Here is a 15912-nt window from a genome sequence, read left to right on the forward strand (position 1 = left end):
GACACGCTCCCCTGAAGCAGTACCAAAAAAATAAAAATGGTACTTTTACGATAAAGATAAGACATTCAAGGAAATTATCTTATCTTTTAGGCTCAGTATGTATGATCTAGGTTGATACTGAGAATCATTATCAACACATTTTAATATACATGCTCCTTCCCGATCCGTCAATACACCATTTGAAAAAAGTGCTGGTTATAAAAAGAAGCTGTTCCATTAAGTAGTAATCTACTTTTTGGACAGCTTCTATCTTTTTGAAATTCTTTTCTTTATTATATATGCCCCAGCTCGATTCGCTTAAGTCCCGTATAAATATTGAACGTATGATGCCGGAGAAAACCGACAGTAGTGATATTCAGTTCTTCCGCCAGATCAAGGGCAAGCTGTGTCGGAGCGGACTTGGACAAGACTATCCCGCACCCGATCCTTGCTGTTTTGAGCAGCACTTCCGAAGAAAGGCGGCCGCTGAATACCATGATTTTGTCGTGAAGCGGAATTTGATGCATCAGGCAATGTCCATAGATTTTGTCCAGGGCATTATGCCTTCCGATATCCATGCGGAAGAGAAGAACGCCCTTCCTGTCACATAAAGCCGCATTATGTACCCCCCCTGTTAGCCGGAAGGTCCGGGCTGCCTCCTGCATCTGCTCCATCAACCTAAAGCATTCTTCTACTCTTATAGACAGGCCAGATTCAGGAATCTTTTTCACTGTATGCCGGTCATTGTGGAAATAAAAGCTTTGTCTGCTCTTCCCGCAGCAGGAAGAAATCACGCGTTTCGAATGAAACTGCTCATAAAACGGGCGGGTCTGTGCGGCTTTAATATAGGCAAACCCCGTATTTTCATCAATTGCCAGATCGTCGATATCTTCAAATCCGGAGATGGCGCCTTCCGAACATAAAAACCCTGCAACCAGTTCCTCCAGATGTTCAGGTGTACAAACAAGAGTAGCAAATTCACGGTCATTCAAGACAAGAGTTAAGGGATACTCTGTCACAATCTGATCCTCTGTCTTTTCTGCCTCATTCCCCTGTACACGGAGAATTCTGCGGGTTATTTGTACAGGCAGTCCCACATGGCTCCAGTCTGGTTCACTTTTCACCTTTTTCACCCAAACTTTGGCCCATTCCCTTGAGGAAATTCAGACCAAAACGGACTGCACGATTAATGTCAGGGTCTTTTAATGCTTTCATCAGATCAAAGAGTCCGATTTTTTCCTCTGTTTGATTTTCTTCCCGGGCTTTATGAAACCCTGTTGATACGCTGCTTGCCATTTTCTTGACAACGTCTGAATCCAACATGGAAAGAGTACCGGCCATAGCCATCAAATTATTAATCGTGTTCGTATTGTTCGGCTTATTCATTTCTTTCACAATAACTTTGGCCAATTCTTCCTTAGATTGAAGAGCCGCTTTCATGGTATCCATAATTCCGCTTTCATGAAGCTCCTGCAGCAGACGGATATAGGAACGAAGCCCCTCGGAATTCCGGGAAAGTTCTTCCAGGACCTCCGCCCAAGCCTTTTCGTTTGCTTCCTTTTCGGAAAGAACCGGCTCTGTAATTGTTGTAATTGATTTTGCCATGATTATTGTCCTCCATTCACATTAACATCCGCAATCGGTTCATAATCTTGACGCTCCCATTTTCGTTCAACCTGAACTCCGGTCTGCGGGCGGCGTCTGGCAAAACGATGATTGTGCCTGGGAAGCGGACTGATCCCTTCTTTTTGAATGATCTCCATTCTTGCACGTGTTTGTTTGTACGCCGGCGTACTGGTCTTCATATCAACCGCATTTCCTGAAAGGATATTGATTGCATTTTCGTGGCTATGGGAATGCATTGGAACATAAATATGATTGCCTTCTACACGATCCGTGACCAGAACATGCAATTTGATAGACCCGTACGGAGAAACCAGCCTGACAAGCGAACCGTCTTCAAGTCCTCTTTTTCCCGCCAGTTCGGATGATATTTCCACAAACACGCTCGGAAGTTTATAGTTGATCCCTTTGGATTTTCCCGTCAAATTGGTTTCGTGGAAATGCTCAAGCAGACGGCCGTTGTTGACGATTAAATCAAAATCAGACGGATATCCGACAGGTGGAATGTACTCGGCTGTTGACAAACGGGCTTTCCCGTCAGGGAAGTTAAACCGTTGTGTATAAAGAAGAGGCTCATCCGTACCATCTTCCCGCACCGGCCAGTGCTGACTGTTCCAGTGCTCCAGCCTGGAATAGCGAACTCCGGCGAAAGTAGGGACGAGACTGGCGATTTCATCCATTACATCACCCGGATGCTTATATGCCCAATTTGCCCCCATCCGGTTGGCAAGCTGCTGTATGATCCACCAGTCCGGCTTCGAATCGCCCAGTGGCTCCAAAGCTCTATACAGCCTCTGAATGCGCCGTTCCGTATTGGTAAAAGTACCGTCTTTTTCAAGTGACGGACAAGCCGGGAGCACTACATCTGCAAATTGGGCGGTTTTCGTTAAGAAAACATCCTGAACCACGAAGAAATCAAGTTTGACGAGTGCTTCTTGGACATTATTCGAATTTGAATCCACCCAAACCATATCTTCGCCCATCAGATACATTCCTTTTAACCGGCCTTCATGGATAGCTTCAACCATACCTACGTTAGTAAGCCCCGGTTCGGGAGAAATGCGGACTCCGTATGCTTTTTCAAATTTTTGTCTCACTTCGTCGTCGGCAAGTTTCTGATAGCCCGGGAGCCACTGCGGTAAAGCCCCCATGTCACAAGCTCCCTGCACGTTATTGTGTCCCCGCAGCGGATAGGCTCCTGTGCCGGTGCGGCCATAATTGCCTGTTACCAGAAGCAGATTAGATATGGCTGCAGAAGTATGGGAGCCGCCTACATTTTGCGTAACCCCCATTCCCCATAAAATGCAGGTCCCGCTCGCCTCGCATATCATTTTGGCAGTTTGAATCAGCTGTTCCCCGGGAATTCCCGTAATCTTTTCCGCATAGCTGATCGTGTATTTCTCAATCATTTGTTCGTATTCTTCCCGGTTGTTTACTCTTTCCCGTAAGAATGCCTCATCATGCCAGCCCTGATCCAGTATATATTTGGCCAAAGCCGTAAGCCATACAAAATCAGTCCCCTGTTTAGGACGTATGAATAAGTCAGCGCGCTCTGCCATCTCGTGTTTGCGCAAATCGGCGACAATCAGTTTCTGTCCACGCAGTTTATGAGCCCGTTTGACCCGGGTTGCCAGCACGGGATGCGCTTCCGCGGAATTAGCGCCCACAATGATCACAAGCCCTGCTTGTTCGATATCCCGGATGGTTGCGGAATCTCCGCCGTATCCTACTGTATTTTGCAGTCCGTCAGAAGCCGGGGACTGGCAATAGCGGGAACAATTGTCCACATTATTGGTTTCGAACACTTGCCGGGCCAGTTTTTGCATTAAATATGTATCTTCGTTAGTAGTCTTCGAGGAAGCCACAAAAGACAGGGCATTTCCCCCATATTCTTCTTTGATCCTGCCTAGCCTTTCGGCAATGTAATCAATAGCTTCATCCCAACCGGCAGGTGCGAATTGGTCCCCCCGGCGGATCAGTGGGGCAGTTAAGCGCTGGTCACTATTCACAAAATCCCAACCGAACTTACCTTTGACACAGGTGGAAATGGAGTTGACAGGGGCCTGCTCGTTAGGTTCGATCTTGAGGATAACGCGGTCTTTTGTCCATACTTCAAAGCTGCATCCTACACCGCAAAACGTACATACGGTCTTCGTTTTTTTCGTCCGGGTCTCCCGCAAGGCAGCTTCCATCTCCGAAACAGCAAAAATACCGCTGTAACCCGGTTCCACCGCTTTGACCAAATCGATCATGGGATTCATCAAACCCTCGCTCATACCGGTCAGAAAACCGGCCTCACCCAGCATGGTTTTTTCCATGAGCGCATTGCAAGGACACACCGTCACACAGTGACCGCATGAAACACAGGAGGATTCGTTTATGGCTTTGTCGTCGTCCCAAATCACTCGGGGAATTTCCCGTTCCCAATCAATGCTCAGTGTTTCATTCACCTGAAGATCCTGACACGCTTCAACGCAGCGTCCACAGAGAATACACTGGTCCGGATCGTACCGGTAGAACGGATTCGACATATCCTTCTTATATCCTTTTGGACGAAACGGCCGGGACTGATGTTCAATCCCCAGCATTTCCGTAGTATTATGTACTTTGCAATTTCCATTGTTATTATCACAGACCGTGCAGTAAAGCATATGATTTTCCAGAATTCGGTCCATGGCCTCTTTTTGGGCAATTTGGGCTTTTTCCGAAGACGTCCGAATTCTCATACCGGGCTTCAAAGTCGTAGAGCAGGCACGGACTAGCTTCCCGTCAGCTTCGCACATACAGGTATCACAGCTTTGAATCGGTCCCGTTATGGGAGAGTAACAAATGTGAGGGTGATCCTTACCCAATTCCAGAAGAAAATCCAGAATCCGGGTTCCTTCAGCTGTTTCATGCTCTTCGCCATTCAATTGAAATTTTACCGTTTCCATGTCTATTCAACCTCCAGATGCCTTTTTAAATACTTACCCGTTAAACAGGAAAAAGAACCACCACAAAACAAATCGCGCAAAGGTATATTGCAAATTTGTTTATGGCAGCTTACCGGACTAACAGGTTCAATGTCCAAGTCTTATTATACCAGATGGAGGAAGCTGGAAACTAGATTTATTTCTTCAGGGTCAATAGCGGAAGAAGCTCTTTGCCACTCGGTATCATGAGCTTCCGGAGCCTTCATAATAGCTTCATAGAGTCCGGGATTTCTAAAGTAAAGGTTCGATAAGCCAGCATACCGGCCTTATACCTTTTGGGTTTAAGTCCCCCATACAGATAATATCGTGGTTTTTTAAGTATAAGGGCTGAAGATCAACCCATCTCCCATTTCCCGGGCAAGCGCAAAACCCGAGAAAATAAGTCAAAAAAGGACTATTTCAACACTGCGTATATTAAACCCCGCTATTTTAACACTTTAGTCTCTGGCCAGTAGTTTGTTTATTGAAACTTTCTTTATCCATTGGCGTCTGTGTAAGATGGAATATGAAAGGATTGAAAATATGGAAGTTGCCATGCTGTTTTCTTTTTGCCTTTGCTCTGATTGTGCTTATAGCGGTCATAACCTTTAAAATCATCAAGAACAAAGAACTGCCTTCCAATTCCTATACCCCGTTCGATTACATCACCGGACAATCCAATGTTGAATTTCATGAAGAAAAAGAAGAAAAGGAAGAAGATATGGCCAAGGATGATAACAAAGGTAAAACGTAAAAATGAATCAAAAATGACTCACGTCAGGCAGAATCATGGTCTTCTGAAATTTCCTTGTAAGACTGTTGCCGGTCAAGTAATTCCCGGATAAGATACCCCAGACCAATGGAGAATCCAATGGTAATCAGAAGGTTAACCGTTCTGACAAACAAATGGGTAAATCCTATAATCAACATACTGTTTAATAGGATTAATAAAATAGAAAAAGCGATCCCCACGTATAGATGTTTATGAGCTCTACGAATATCAAATCCCCCTACTCCACCGTCCGATCAAATGTACCATTTTATGTATATATCGGTATACATAAGAAAATTTGTTACTCCGAGCTAATCAGATCGCTTACTTGCTTACTTTCCCTTCTACATTAATGTGAAGTCTAATTCTCTTGCCGGTTCAAGATCGTTTCGAAAGATTTACAGCGGCTTTGCATGGCGAAAACGGATAATAGAGAAATCCAGGTTGGAAGAAATGATCCTCTCTTTGAGAGGAGGCAAGTTGGGGGTAAATCTGAGTTCAATATTAGGCTCTTTTGCAAGCTGTCCCAGCAAATCGTTGAGAGGTTCCATGACGAGAGGCTTTTTTCCTTATAAAGCAACAGGCTTCCTCCTTTATATTGGCTAAGCGCTCAGTATTCTTTTCCCGTCTTGACCAGTTGGCCTGCAGATACCTCCCGCAAAATCCGGTTCAGGTCATTTAATATGGCTCCCGCCTCATTCAAAGTACTAATGGATTTGATTAGAAGAAATTTCGCTTAATTTACGGATACTTCTTGCAGCCTTTGGCAGATTATTAGACGGAGCTATAACTACGTTTACTAATATGGCTACAAGACAGCCAAGAATCGTCTCCGCAATCCGCCCCATCCGTAATAGGGGGTTTTCAAAAAGGCCAAAGCCATCACAGCGCTGACACCGACTTGGGACACAATCTGATTGTTCAACCGGAAAGCGGATGTTAACGCCGTTCCCAGAAGTACGCTTAGGAAAATGGCAATGGTGCTGTTAGAAACCAAGGAGCCGATGAGCAGATTGATTAGTACTCCGTAGATAACCCCAACTATTCGGTAGAATGCTTTAATCAGAGTACTGGCTACGGTTATATTCACAATTAATACAGCGGCTATCGGAGCAAGATATGGCGGATATTCTGGAGTAAATAGCAAAGCAATCCACCATGATATGGCAGCAGCCAATGCTGTTTTAAAAACAAGCATGCTAAAACCGATTTTATGAAGAAAAGTGATGAAAGATTGATATATGGTTGCAGTTTTGTGCATATAGTTATCCTCATCTCAGATAGTTTCTCTAATGCCTATAATAGCTGGTTCATCTATATTTTGGTTCTGCACTCCCTAAAAGAAACCTTTGTCATCTTACCATATTTTCCGGGTTAAAGTCTTTATCTTCTGCCTCAAAAACATGAAAAGATCCTCTATAAAGGAGGATACCGCCTATCCAAATATGTATGACTACTTTTCCTGCCCGGGTCTATCTGAAGGGTATCCGTTGGTTTCCCTGTAATGTTTTCTTTCTTCTGTAAAGTCCCACCATTTTTTATTACTTTCAGGATTATTGGCATAATAGACTACTAAACGGAATTGGTCCTCTACACAGAATCTACTTGGTAACCCGGTTTTTTTCAAGATCAATCACCAGATCGGCACCATTCTTTCCTTTTAATTGTTCGACTGAATAATACCCTAAAGCAATCAGATCCTTCGCAAACTCAGGACCAATTGACGGAATAAGGATACATAAGAAATGATGTACAGCACGAATCAAAAGTCAGCTGGAAAATTTGACGCAAAACAAACGATTTGATATATTATCTATATATTATAAGACGTAATAAGGATGTGTTTATTTTGGAAAATCCGGACTTGTTTTGGGGCTCTTCTCTGAAGGAATTGAAACAAGGTTATAGGGAACTGGAAACCCATTTTGTATGTATTCTATGCGGGAGAGCAGTTGAAAAAGGAGTTATCTATCAGGAATACGGTATTTTCTATGAAGCGGAGAGGTTCACCCGCCTTCATATTGAACATACCCACGGATCGGTATTTGATTATCTGATCCAGCTGGATAAGAAGCTGACCGGTCTGACAGATCACCAAAGTAGTCTTCTTCGCCTCTTTTATCAAGGGAAAAATGATAGCCAAATCCAGCAGGAACTCGGAATCGGCAGCGTCTCGACCATTCGGAATCACCGTTTTGTTCTGAAAGAGAAAGAACGGCAGGCCAAAGTATTTCTTACCATGATGGAGCTGCTTAAAGAGAAAGACCGCCATGCTCCGGAGTTTGTCCCCTTGACCCCTCAGCGAAAATGGTAGATGACCGTTACAACATCACGAAGGAAGAGAACGAAAAATTGCTTCACAAGTATTTTCCCGAAGGAACGGACGGACCTTTGACCAGCTTTAGGTCTCTTCAGGAAAAACACAAGCTGGTTGTGTTAAAAGAAATGATCAAGCGTTTTGAGAGTGGGAAGATTTATACGGAAAAAGAAGTGAATAGGATTCTTGCGGCCGCTTACGAGGATTATGCGATACTAAGGCGTTACCTGATTGAATACAGATTTTTGGACAGAAAACCGGACGGAAGCCAATATTGGAAGAAAGACTAACCGAAAGGATGAAAAGCCAGATGAGCAGAATAAATAAAGAGCACAGAGCCGAATTGCAGCAGGCTTATAAAGAACTCAAGAAACGGGCTGCCGTCTATCAGATCAGAAATACAATGAACGGCAAGCTTTTTATAGATTCGACCTTGAACTTAAAAACGTTAAACGGAGAAAAGTTTATGCTGAATATGGGAACGCATAATAATCGGTCCCTCCAGCAAGAATGGAAGGAATTCGGTGAGGATGCTTTTGTTTTCGAGGTCCTGGAAGAGCTTAAAAAAACCGAGAACGAGTATGTGGATATAAAAGATGAGTTGAAAAAGCTGAAAGACAAATGGCTTGGGCAGGTTCAACCTTACGGGGAAAAAGGGTATAACTAACGGAAGGCGCATCCGGCAAGCCTATGACAACGATAATCCCGGCATAGAGGAAAGATAACTTCAAAAGGAGTTTTGTTGGTTGTTGATCTTCAAATCATCTGCCAGATCACCGGGTTTTGAAAAGTTTATTCATGGAACTAAAAACAGCAGAGGAAGCGCAGGTTCAGTTTCCTCTATGTGACAAAGACCAGTACCCCAACCCTGGTCTTCTTAGAATTTCAAAAGAAAGTCAAATTGCCCTTGACCCTGACCTTAGGGGAGCCCCTACGCTATAAAAGGAAAGGAGGTAAGAATACTGCTCTACACGGTAAAAGAGGTCGCAGCCTTATCACAAGTAACTGTAAAGACTCTACATCATTATCATAAGATAGAGCTTTTGCTTCCATACGAGATCAGTGAAGCGGGATACCGCTTGTATGGTGTAAAAGAACTGGAGCGTTTGCAGCAGATTTTATTTTACAGGGAGCTTGATTTTCCATTGGAGAAGATTAAACAGCTTCTTGAAGGCGAATCGCGGTTGGGTATTTTGTCCGACCAGAAGGACCTTCTCTTAGCCCGAAAACAGAGACTGGATCGCCTGATACAAACATTGGACGAATCAATAGAATCTGTCGTGAAAGGAGAAGTTATGGATCAATCAAGCATGTTCAAAGGGTTTGAAAGCGAACAAAAATGGAAAAATGCCTTAGCCGAGCACAAAGAATATTTGAAAGAGACTTATGGTTTGGATATTCTTGAAGACAGGCCAATAGATGTTAAAGATATGAACGAAAAGGCTTCCCGGGCGGATCGTTTTATGGAGGAAATGGCCAAAGCTCTCAAAGCCGGAATGAAATTTGACGACGAAACCGTTAGGGGCTTGATCAGGGAACATATTGATTTTCTGAATCAGAATGTTCATGCCACAAGCGCTGAAGATTTTGCTTTACAAGCCCGGTTTTTCCTGGATGATGACTTTCATCGCAATATAATGGAGTCAAGGCAGACAGGTCTGGCATATTATCTTTTTACCGCTGCGGAATCTTATGCGGTAAAGTGAGAAAAAAAGGCATCCTAAACAATGATATGCTCCCCTCATAGTAGACAGGTGAAATAATAAAAACCTGCTACTATGAAGGGAGCATTTCTTATGTCTAAAGTCCAGTACAACGCGAAGGAGAAATTCGCCATGATCGAAGAAATCGAAAGTGGTGAGCTTGGTCTTATGGGCGTGGCGTATAAGTATGGGATATCGAAATCAACCCTGGTGAAATGGCGACGCCGATATGACGTCTATGGTTTGGAAGGACTAGAAGTTCGAACAAAGAACCGCAGCTATTCTGCAGAACTTAAGCTTCAGGCGGTGTTGGATTACCTTAAGGGGGAATTATCCCAATGCGACATCATTCATAAATACAAGATTGCGAGCAGAACACAGCTATCGAACTAGGTGAAGAAGTATAATAGTCATAGCAGCTTAAAGACCTATCAAGGGGGAGCAAAGGCTATGACGAAGGGACGTAAGACAACCTGGCAGGAACGGTTGGAGATTGTTCAATATTGTCTGACACATAACCAGGACTATAGGAAGACAGCGGAGCAGTATCAGGCTTCCTGCCAACAGGTATACCAGTGGGTGAAGAAATATCAGGACGGTGGGCAAGAAGCGCTACAGGATGGCCGAGGACGTAAGAAGGCAGAAGAAGAATTAACCGACGCCGACCGCCAGAAGCTTGCGATGAAGAAGATGGAGGCAGAAATTGAACGTCTACGAGCGGAGAATGCACTCTTAAAAAAGTTAGAGGAACTCGAAAGAAGGGGACGCTAAGTCAAGTACGTCAAAAAAATATCTATCTCGCCATACAAACGATTCTGCAAGACGGGAAATTCAGCATAAAAACGCTGTGTGAAATTGTGGAGATTCCGCGATCAAGCTATTACAAATGGCTAAAACGTAAGCCCAGTGTACGTGAACAGGAAAACCGCATGCTCACAGAAGCGATGATGGCGCTCTATGAGAAGGTAGGAGGTATCTACGGGTACCACAGATTAACGCTTCACATATGCAGAGAAACACAGCAGCGGATTAACCACAAATGCATCCAGCGCCTCATGAAGCTAAAGAGGCATTCAGTCGGTGATTCGCAGAAGTCGAAAGAAATATGCATCGTCAACTCCTCAGCACGTGGCTGAGAACCTGTTGAACCGTGAATTCGCTGCGACAAAGCCGAATGAGAAATGGGTAACGGATGGTAACGGAATTCAAATATGGTCACGGTCAAAAGGCGTATTTAAGCGCCGTTTTAGACTTCTATGGCAATACGATTGCTGTCTTACGTTTTCGGGCACTCCAACAATAATGGCCTCGTGTTTCAAACCGTCAACAAGGCGATACAAGCGGCATCGGGCAGCAGGCCCATGCTGCATAGTGACCGGGGCTTTCAATATACCTCGCAAAAATTCAAAAAGATCCTGGAGAAAGGAAACATCATGCAGAGCATGTCTCAAGTTGGCAGATGTATCGATAATGGCCCCATGGAATCCTTCTGGGGAGCCCTAAAATGTGAGAAGTATTATTTGCATACTTACCATACCTTTGAAGATCTCGAAAGGGACATTGAGGCTTACATTTACTTTTACAATTACGAGCGATTACAAGCGAAATTAAACGGCCTTAGTCCGATGGAATTCAGGATCAAGGCCGCTTAACTAATTTTTATTATTTGTACTGTCTACTTGACAGGGTGCAGTTCACAAAATAGGATGCCTTTTCGCGTCGTTCCGTCCGATCGCACGGCACAGTTGATAGTGGTCAAAGCCTCTAGTTTTTATTTGCAATTCAACTATTCGCGTAGGATGCGACATAGCCGCGCTATATGGCGGTCGGCTTAATTGATTTCAATCCACGCATCCGCGTAGGATGCGACATTGAAAACCAAAATAACCTTTCGGAAATTATCCATTTCAATCCACGCATCCGCGTAGGATGCGACGGGAATAGCAATCAATTCGGTTTGTATTTTGATGATGATTTCAATCCACGCATCCGCGTAGGATGCGACATTTACATCTGCTTCAGTTGCATATTTGTAATTGTTATTTCAATCCACGCATCCGCGTAGGATGCGACAGGAATTGTTTCCTGAGGGTGTTTCAGATGATGTATTTCAATCCACGCATCCGCGTAGGATGCGACAGCGAAATTTGAACAAAACAATCAAAATTGAACATTTTTTTGATTAAATCATTCAAACAATGATTTTTTGATTCAAATTTATTACAATCAAATATACCTATATCCAGATATTTGTATATTTTTGGTGAAATAATGGTGCGAATCTCCCGGGATTTTCATGTGCACTATACATTCGCACTAGAAAATGAATAGACCTTCCAAATCAATTACTTCTTTTACACCCGTTAGCCTTAATATCGATTGACGTAATATCTACCCTATCACCTGCTTATGAAAACATTTGTCAGTTACAAATGTCCAATTACAGAAGTACACTCCTTTTCACTTCCATAATACCCCATATCAGCTTCCATTACTAGCGCGAGAAATATCCAACATGGCATATATTTACCTCTATGGAAAACCCAATTCCACAATTCAAATGCCCTCCCATCACCTTCCCTATTCATTTATTAGTCAATATGCCTCAAAAAATAAATGTAATATGGTTAAACTAGCATTCCCGCTAATAAAGCCTTTTCTCGTAGCTTTCCTTAAGTCCCTTGGCAATTATTTCTTCCGTAAAATCTTCACGATTTACATGAGCAACCAACATTTTGGAAACTTTAGGGAGCAGGTCTTGATTCAACCATGAACCTGCCTCCCAGGTTTGCGAGCGTTTGAAAGCTTTAGCGCAATGGACATAGCACTCTTCCACTTCAACTCCAATACCCAGTAAAGGCGTTTTTTCCCTCGCTTGCATGCGGTTCATCAGTTCGGGATTTTTTGTTATGCATGCCCGACCATTAATACGAAGTGTCTCTTCCAGACCAGGAATTAAAAAAATGAGACCAATCCTGGGACTCGACAAAATGTTGCGGACTGAGTCTATACGTCGGTTCCCCGGCCGTTCCGGAATAACGAGATGCTTATCATCTAAAACCAGCACAAAACCCGCAGCATCCCCGCGTGGCGATACATCACAATTGCCTTCTTTGTCTGAGGTTGAAATAAATATTAGGGGCGTCTTCGCAATAAATTCACGACAGTATGAATCTATATGGTGTATGGATTTGTGCTTTGCCACTTCACTGGAATTCCCAATCAACTCCCTAACCTGCTTCTCCTCAGTTAAAACATCCTGGAAACAAAGATTCATGACTTTTTCCTTTCTGGTTTTATTCTTGTCAAGTCCGCTGTTGCGTTGTTATTCGTTGTATGTACCATCGTAACATAACATCATTTAGATAACATATCATTGATCTTACTTCTAGAGGAAATTTACGGTTAAAATTAGCTAAGAGATCATTTAAACAAAAAGGTAAATAATTAAGAGTCATATAAACATACATAATACTATTATTGACGAAAACTCGACAAGGGGGATTATGGAAATGTCAGAAAGTATGAATGCACTACTGAAAGCAAATGCAGAAGCAGATTTGCCTGCTATTGAGTTTCACCCAATCAAGGGAAGTTGCTTTACTTACTTGCAAAGATGAAAGGCTCAAGGGATATTTTGGAAACGGAACTCTTGGAGAGTATAGTAGTATTTGGCTGGCTCGTACCTTACCTGAAGATGGACAACTCATCACACTTGAATTTGATCCCAAGCATACAAAAGTAGCTGAAGAAAACATAAGAAACGCCGGGTTAGATTATAAAATTGAAGTCATTACAGATCCTGCACTCGAAACATTGCCAACCCTTAAGGGAAGAGGGTTCTCTGATTTTGACCTAATCTTTATTGATGCTGATAAACTTAATAACCCCTACTATCTGAAATGGGCCCTTGGCTTTCCAGACCAGGTACGGTTATTAATTATTGGGGATAATGTACACAATGAAGATGTAATTGAGAATAACAGTGATGACATAAATGTGCATGAGGTTCGTCAATTTATTGATTTGTCATATGAAGAGTCACATATAGATTCAACTGCTATTCAAACTGTAGGTATAAAAGGATATGACGGGTTTGTTCTTTGAGTTGTAAAAGTGGGGAACTGATTATTCGGCTTTTTTCTTTCCAAAATAATAATTTGTGAAACAGTTTGTAGACCATGTCCTATCCCCTACTTAGGTCTTTCAAGATTTATGTTGAATTGATAAATTTCCCTTCAGGTGAAAACGTTTTTCTAGCATAAGTGGCCGGCTCGATCTGAGATAAAACAGAAAACTGAAGCAACCTATTTTAGGCAAGGCCGGTCCATTTTAAGTAAAATCAAATACAACCAAAAAGAGCATTTTGAGTAGGATTTATCGGAAGTTTCAATCCATGCATTCCACGTAGGATGCGACTAGAAATTTACGATACGACTGGTATTGTGACACCTATAATTTCAATCCACGCATCCACATGGGATGCGACCTTTAGCGTTGTTCGAAACTGCAATTACTTCATGATTTCAATCCACGCATCCGCGTAGGATGCGACGCGTGCGGACGGCCGCCACATAATCGGGGTTTTTATTTCAATCCACGCATCCGCGTAGGATGCGACATTCGCCTGTCGCCATATGACACTGGCCACAGAACGATTTCAATCCACGCATCCGCGTAGGATGCGACCATATCGTGAGTCAGGCGACTTACGATTCATACCGTATTTCAATCCACGTATCCGCGTAGGATGCGACACCCTTCGGCTTCTGCAACAGCAGATACCCGGTCATAATTTCAATCCACGCATCCGCGTAGGATGCGACATTGACTCGTATTGACGCACGTCGCGCTCTGGAAAAAGCCCATCCAAGCCTGAGAAATAAAAAGCAACAGGAGAATAGCTAAAACCTTAATTTCTAATAATATGACTAAGTTGATTAGAATCAGGATGATTCCATTTAACTCAAATAACGCATCTTTAATAAACACTTTATGCATCCATGTTCTAATAGGCAGGATTTTGAATTCCTTCACTTTATAAAGGTAGGAGATGAATAAAAGGAGAAGAAGAACATATTTCAAGAATAGTGGATACCAAAAAATGGTTAAAGGGAACGCGCATTTAAAAAAAGTTTCTGACAAAGTGAAGCATGTGCTTAACATTCTGCAAATGTTAGTAGGTAATAAGTAAATTCGTCACTGAAAAATCTCATTTTTTTTGAAAAATGAAGTCGATAATGCTTTTTTATAAAAAGAACTAGGTATTGCAATATATAAAAAAGCTTTTTGGGAACATTCATAAGACCTCCAAAACCTCTGAATCCATATATGCATTGAAATTGATGAATAAATAAAATAAAACAAGGGATTTAAGGGATTATCATTGAGTTTGGTAATCCCTTGTTTTATGGTTAATTACCAGTCAATGATTGTCTTTTTACCAGCCCATTTTATCATGTACCCTATTCCATTAGATAAAAACCATGCTGCACCACCTGCAATTCCAGCACAAAGAGATAAGGCCGACACGATAGATAAACCGTTAAAAACTGCATTAATTACTTGAGCAGCATTTTCTGCAGAAATACCACTTGCAATTAATTCAAACATATTATCACCCCCTCGAAGTTAATATGATTTATAGACAAGGCATAAAGCCTCGGCTACCATAAGAATAAATTCGGAGACATTCATCACCTCTTGCGATTACTTTTCTAGTTCGTTCTGAGATAGTGTTTTGTTTATTAGCAAAAAAATAAATAATGTATAAGATAATTGCACCTACACTTGCAAATATAAAATTCCAAGATGTTGCTGAAATTAAAGTAAGAACTGCTACTGTCGAGAAAATCAGCTTTGACCCAATAGAGACAAAATATATTTCATTTATCAATTTTCTATCTCCAATTTTCAAAGCTTCAATGAAAGCAGCAAAAATCAACAACACATTAGAAACAAGATAGGTTTTTAAAATCTTTTTTTTGTTCTTTAGAATGGATTCATTTTTAAATACAATTTTTAACATTTTTGCAGAAATAACAAATGCTATTGAGAGTAATAACATGGTGGAAAGTGTTTCCGGGAGGAAATGAGGGTATGTACTTATTGCTGCAATAAGTCCTTTTTCCTTTAAAATAATTGCAAAACTTTCTCCAAAAACAAAATACGTAGCTATTACAGGAATTGCAGATACAATATAGAAGAAGATAGAGCAAAATATAATGATTAAACCAATGATAAAATTATGGGAAAAATTTGGAAAAAAGTTTCAAGGACATTCAATCCATCAAAACCTATTGTTTTGATTTGATCTGTATCTTCGAAAACAAAACCATAAATAAAACCTACTAAAATACTTAGACCAATTAAGAAGATGGCTGCTTTATGTCCAACAGAAATATAGGCTTTCATATTCACTTCACCAAAACCTTTTAAAAGATAATAGAAAACTCTACTTATTTTTAACACCCCCTAATCTTGAAAAGAGGGATGATGGTTAAAAGCAAACTAGATTAGCATATACTTAATTTACCATATAAATACATAAAATGTACAATATGAATT

The 15912-nt window shown here is 41.8% G+C and carries 18 protein-coding genes, 2 pseudogenes and 1 CRISPR repeat array; of the genes and pseudogenes, 9 read left to right on the forward strand and 11 right to left on the reverse strand.

Annotated features, from left to right (window positions below; all coding sequences use genetic code 11):
- Positions 1 to 272: 272 nt before the first annotated feature.
- The 3 genes from fdhD to fdhF are packed head-to-tail and all read right to left on the reverse strand — an operon-like array spanning position 273 to position 4535.
- Positions 273 to 1076: a formate dehydrogenase accessory sulfurtransferase FdhD gene (fdhD, locus tag BXP28_RS05935; protein WP_023484251.1), complete on the reverse strand. Its 804-nt coding sequence runs from the start codon at positions 1074 to 1076 to the stop codon at positions 273 to 275.
- A gap of 16 nt (positions 1077 to 1092) precedes the next feature.
- A complete protein-coding gene (locus BXP28_RS05940; protein WP_023484252.1) occupies positions 1093 to 1584 on the reverse strand; it encodes a helical membrane plugin domain-containing protein in 492 nt (163 codons plus the stop codon).
- A gap of 2 nt (positions 1585 to 1586) precedes the next feature.
- Complete coding sequence (fdhF, locus tag BXP28_RS05945; protein ID WP_023484253.1) at positions 1587 to 4535, reverse strand: formate dehydrogenase subunit alpha; 2949 nt, start codon at positions 4533 to 4535, stop codon at positions 1587 to 1589.
- A gap of 502 nt (positions 4536 to 5037) precedes the next feature.
- On the opposite strand from fdhF, the gene BXP28_RS05950 reads away from it, so the two are divergent.
- Positions 5038 to 5307: a DUF3951 domain-containing protein gene (locus BXP28_RS05950; RefSeq protein WP_367869698.1), complete on the forward strand. Its 270-nt coding sequence runs from the start codon at positions 5038 to 5040 to the stop codon at positions 5305 to 5307.
- A 23-nt stretch (positions 5308 to 5330) separates the two neighbouring features.
- On the opposite strand, the gene BXP28_RS24020 is transcribed toward BXP28_RS05950, so the two are convergent.
- The 4 genes and pseudogenes from BXP28_RS24020 to BXP28_RS24990 all read right to left on the reverse strand — a co-directional run bounded on the left by BXP28_RS24020 (position 5331) and on the right by BXP28_RS24990 (position 7091).
- The gene (locus BXP28_RS24020; protein WP_257125668.1) at positions 5331 to 5459 is read right to left on the reverse strand and encodes a hypothetical protein; all 129 of its coding nucleotides are present in this window, start codon (positions 5457 to 5459) and stop codon (positions 5331 to 5333) included.
- Positions 5460 to 5723: 264 nt separating this feature from the next.
- The gene (locus BXP28_RS22515) at positions 5724 to 5876 is read right to left on the reverse strand and encodes a DUF6886 family protein (protein ID WP_155116373.1); all 153 of its coding nucleotides are present in this window, start codon (positions 5874 to 5876) and stop codon (positions 5724 to 5726) included.
- Positions 5877 to 6133: 257 nt separating this feature from the next.
- Entirely contained in the window at positions 6134 to 6586 is a 453-nt protein-coding gene (locus tag BXP28_RS05960; RefSeq protein WP_077584956.1) for an FUSC family protein, read from the reverse strand.
- Positions 6587 to 6778: 192 nt separating this feature from the next.
- Positions 6779 to 7091 (reverse strand): annotated as a pseudogene (locus BXP28_RS24990) (helix-hairpin-helix domain-containing protein).
- An 83-nt stretch (positions 7092 to 7174) separates the two neighbouring features.
- On the opposite strand from BXP28_RS24990, the pseudogene BXP28_RS05970 reads away from it, so the two are divergent.
- From BXP28_RS05970 to BXP28_RS05995, 7 genes and pseudogenes are all read left to right on the forward strand, one after another.
- Positions 7175 to 7932 (forward strand): annotated as a pseudogene (locus BXP28_RS05970) (DUF2087 domain-containing protein).
- 20 nt (positions 7933 to 7952) lie between these two features.
- The gene (locus BXP28_RS23435; RefSeq protein ID WP_036656690.1) at positions 7953 to 8309 is read left to right on the forward strand and encodes a GIY-YIG nuclease family protein; all 357 of its coding nucleotides are present in this window, start codon (positions 7953 to 7955) and stop codon (positions 8307 to 8309) included.
- Positions 8310 to 8604: 295 nt separating this feature from the next.
- Positions 8605 to 9348, forward strand: a complete 744-nt coding sequence (locus tag BXP28_RS05975; RefSeq protein WP_036654309.1) for a MerR family transcriptional regulator — start codon at positions 8605 to 8607, stop codon at positions 9346 to 9348.
- A 90-nt stretch (positions 9349 to 9438) separates the two neighbouring features.
- Positions 9439 to 9738: a helix-turn-helix domain-containing protein gene (locus tag BXP28_RS05980; RefSeq protein ID WP_024093999.1), complete on the forward strand. Its 300-nt coding sequence runs from the start codon at positions 9439 to 9441 to the stop codon at positions 9736 to 9738.
- A 57-nt stretch (positions 9739 to 9795) separates the two neighbouring features.
- Positions 9796 to 10116: a helix-turn-helix domain-containing protein gene (locus tag BXP28_RS05985; RefSeq protein WP_024093998.1), complete on the forward strand. Its 321-nt coding sequence runs from the start codon at positions 9796 to 9798 to the stop codon at positions 10114 to 10116.
- Positions 10117 to 10292: 176 nt separating this feature from the next.
- Positions 10293 to 10481, forward strand: coding sequence for a helix-turn-helix domain-containing protein (locus BXP28_RS24995; RefSeq protein WP_367869709.1), 189 nt, complete (start codon positions 10293 to 10295; stop codon positions 10479 to 10481).
- A 120-nt stretch (positions 10482 to 10601) separates the two neighbouring features.
- A complete protein-coding gene (locus tag BXP28_RS05995) occupies positions 10602 to 10997 on the forward strand; it encodes an IS3 family transposase (RefSeq protein ID WP_077584959.1) in 396 nt (131 codons plus the stop codon).
- A gap of 992 nt (positions 10998 to 11989) precedes the next feature.
- On the opposite strand, the gene BXP28_RS06000 is transcribed toward BXP28_RS05995, so the two are convergent.
- Entirely contained in the window at positions 11990 to 12622 is a 633-nt protein-coding gene (locus tag BXP28_RS06000) for a pyridoxamine 5'-phosphate oxidase family protein (protein ID WP_023483488.1), read from the reverse strand.
- Between the two features lie 293 nt (positions 12623 to 12915).
- On the opposite strand from BXP28_RS06000, the gene BXP28_RS06005 reads away from it, so the two are divergent.
- A complete protein-coding gene (locus BXP28_RS06005) occupies positions 12916 to 13452 on the forward strand; it encodes an O-methyltransferase (protein ID WP_257125669.1) in 537 nt (178 codons plus the stop codon).
- A gap of 350 nt (positions 13453 to 13802) precedes the next feature.
- Positions 13803 to 14171: a CRISPR direct-repeat array (repeat unit 32 nt; unit sequence ATTTCAATCCACGCATCCGCGTAGGATGCGAC).
- 592 nt (positions 14172 to 14763) lie between these two features.
- Here BXP28_RS06005 and BXP28_RS06010 read toward each other — a convergent pair.
- The 3 genes from BXP28_RS06010 to BXP28_RS06020 all read right to left on the reverse strand — a co-directional run bounded on the left by BXP28_RS06010 (position 14764) and on the right by BXP28_RS06020 (position 15759).
- Entirely contained in the window at positions 14764 to 14958 is a 195-nt protein-coding gene (locus tag BXP28_RS06010; RefSeq protein ID WP_036654311.1) for a hypothetical protein, read from the reverse strand.
- 28 nt (positions 14959 to 14986) lie between these two features.
- Positions 14987 to 15412: a hypothetical protein gene (locus tag BXP28_RS06015; RefSeq protein ID WP_036654313.1), complete on the reverse strand. Its 426-nt coding sequence runs from the start codon at positions 15410 to 15412 to the stop codon at positions 14987 to 14989.
- 161 nt (positions 15413 to 15573) lie between these two features.
- Positions 15574 to 15759 carry a hypothetical protein gene (locus BXP28_RS06020; protein ID WP_036654315.1) on the reverse strand — a complete coding sequence of 62 codons (186 nt, stop codon included), beginning with the start codon at positions 15757 to 15759 and terminating at the stop codon, positions 15574 to 15576.
- Positions 15760 to 15912 lie beyond the last annotated feature (153 nt).

The organism is Paenibacillus larvae subsp. larvae, assembly GCF_002003265.1.
Lineage (GTDB): Bacteria > Bacillota > Bacilli > Paenibacillales > NBRC-103111 > Paenibacillus_H > Paenibacillus_H larvae.

Bases quoted from the DNA above. Each gene is read 5' to 3' on its own strand.
- BXP28_RS05940 (WP_023484252.1), bottom strand. From the start codon at position 1,584: ATGGCAAAATCAATTACAACAATTACAGAGCCGGTTCTTTCCGAAAAG.
- fdhF (WP_023484253.1), bottom strand. From the start codon at position 4,535: ATGGAAACGGTAAAATTTCAATTGAATGGCGAAGAGCATGAAACAGCT.
- BXP28_RS22515 (WP_155116373.1), bottom strand. From the start codon at position 5,876: ATGGAACCTCTCAACGATTTGCTGGGACAGCTTGCAAAAGAGCCTAAT.
- BXP28_RS05960 (WP_077584956.1), bottom strand. From the start codon at position 6,586: ATGCACAAAACTGCAACCATATATCAATCTTTCATCACTTTTCTTCAT.
- BXP28_RS23435 (WP_036656690.1), top strand. From the start codon at position 7,953: ATGAGCAGAATAAATAAAGAGCACAGAGCCGAATTGCAGCAGGCTTAT.
- BXP28_RS05980 (WP_024093999.1), top strand. From the start codon at position 9,439: ATGTCTAAAGTCCAGTACAACGCGAAGGAGAAATTCGCCATGATCGAA.
- BXP28_RS05985 (WP_024093998.1), top strand. From the start codon at position 9,796: ATGACGAAGGGACGTAAGACAACCTGGCAGGAACGGTTGGAGATTGTT.
- BXP28_RS24995 (WP_367869709.1), top strand. From the start codon at position 10,293: ATGGCGCTCTATGAGAAGGTAGGAGGTATCTACGGGTACCACAGATTA.
- BXP28_RS05995 (WP_077584959.1), top strand. From the start codon at position 10,602: ATGGCAATACGATTGCTGTCTTACGTTTTCGGGCACTCCAACAATAAT.
- BXP28_RS06000 (WP_023483488.1), bottom strand. From the start codon at position 12,622: ATGAATCTTTGTTTCCAGGATGTTTTAACTGAGGAGAAGCAGGTTAGG.
- BXP28_RS06010 (WP_036654311.1), bottom strand. From the start codon at position 14,958: ATGTTTGAATTAATTGCAAGTGGTATTTCTGCAGAAAATGCTGCTCAA.
- BXP28_RS06015 (WP_036654313.1), bottom strand. From the start codon at position 15,412: ATGTTATTACTCTCAATAGCATTTGTTATTTCTGCAAAAATGTTAAAA.
- BXP28_RS06020 (WP_036654315.1), bottom strand. From the start codon at position 15,759: ATGAAAGCCTATATTTCTGTTGGACATAAAGCAGCCATCTTCTTAATT.